Annotated in this window: 1 pseudogene; it reads right to left on the bottom strand. The window is 57.4% G+C overall.

The features are described 5' to 3' along the window. Window positions 1–309: 309 nt before the first annotated feature. Window positions 310–1,307, bottom strand: a pseudogene (locus tag CUC53_RS15680) (DDE-type integrase/transposase/recombinase). Window positions 1,308–1,729: the final 422 nt, after the last annotated feature.

Genomic DNA, 1,729 nt, shown 5'->3' with positions numbered 1-1,729 from the left:
CGAACACCAGCCATCCTGTCCAGCCCAGAGCCGGCAGAGGTCTCTCGCCCAACGCTGGTTGGAGGCAGACGCCACCGATGGCAAAGATTGGATCCGCGCCGGGCGATTGCGGACTTGCCAACCCTTGAGCGGGAAGACACGCTGTACCGTGTTCTTGTTGAAGCCCAGCAGTGCCGCCACTGTTCGATAACCGAACGATGGATCCTCCTCGATTATGGCCTTGAGCGGCGCAACCTTGACGCTGCGCTAATACCAAGTGCGCCGTGGCAGGCTCGGCGTTTTTCCAGATAGTTGTCGTATAAAGCTGTTTTACGCCGCCCGTTTTGGCTCTGGTGCGGGCCGCTCTGGGTTCAGCATCACGGCTCCTATCGGTGTCCAGTTTCGGGTGTTCCCACTCCATCTGGCCGGGTGCTGTGCTTTCGCGGCCTGATACACTGTGCATCCCGTTTCGCCAGCAGCGCTTTGTCTTCACCCCGATGTCGTTCGCCCGGTGTAACGAAGCGAATACGGCTATGCCGGTGTTCATCGTTATACCAAGCCAGAAAATCCCGCTCGTAGCATCGAGACTGGCAAACCCCTCTGATGGCCACTGTGGGCTGTATTCCAGCGTCCGCAACAGTGACTCCGAGTACGGATTATCGTTGCTGACCCGAGGCCGTCCCCGCGAGGGCGTAACGCCCACATCATGCTTCTTGGTCAGCAACGTGACCGACTTCATCGGCGCGCCGTTGTCCGAGTGCAACACCTGCAGCTGCTTCCAACACTGCTCGCGGATGATGCAGCAAGGCCGCCGCGTGTTCACCGCTCTCCTGCTCATGCACTTCCCAGCCCACCCCTTTGCGGCTGTAGATGTCCTCTATCAGGTAGAGGTAGTAAAATACTGGCCGCGTATCGCCGACGGCAAGTAGGTGATGTCCCAGTGCCATTCTTGATTGGGGCCCATCGCGGCTGGTGGGGACCGGCACATGACGCGGTGGTTCGCTCCGGCCACGCTTGTGCTGCTGGTCAGCCGCTCGCAAGATACGATAGAAGCTAGACTCACTGGCCAGATAGCCCCCTTGGTCGGCCAGCCGCGGCACGATTTGACTCGGCACCACCACGGCGAACTTGGCTTCGGCAAGCCATTCATCGGTCAATTTGTTGTCCCCAGACACCGGCGCCCCTGCGTCTTTGGCGTGATTGCGCCACTGATACAGCGTGGCCTCACTGATGTTTTCCTGACGGGCCAACGCGGCAACCGGCATATTGATGGGAGGCAGCAGCTTCTTGAGCAAAGCGGCCTTTCGTTCATTTGAGTGACAAGCCATTCAACACTCTTTATCCGCCCCCATTCTTCACTTTTAGATAAATCAGATCAGGCGACAACTATCCTGACACCGGGGGATCATAACGTGGCTGCCGTGGCGCTCGCCAACAATAATGCACGCATAGTCTGGGCATTGCTTGCCCAGGAAAGAGAATTGGAAGCTAATGATGGCGTGGCAACCTGAACAAAAAGTACTCCACGACACCAACTGCGTAGCGACGCTAATAGCCACTGACATCGATCAGAACAACCGATTGCACAGGCAATCATGTCGTGATGGCGAGACAGGTCAGACCGTGATGGGGAAAACCCGTGGATGACAGGGCTCTGCAAGAGCGTACAACTGATAGAGGTCCCCATCAGCGAATTCCATCAGGGATAGAGGCAGTAGCCTCGATCAAAATCCGGATCTATGGCTGCAAT

Source organism: Aeromonas cavernicola (genome assembly GCF_002795305.1).
Taxonomy (GTDB): Bacteria; Pseudomonadota; Gammaproteobacteria; order Enterobacterales; family Aeromonadaceae; genus Aeromonas; species Aeromonas cavernicola.
Note: the sequence above shows the minus strand (reverse complement) of the source record. Positions and strands in the feature narration are given on the sequence as shown.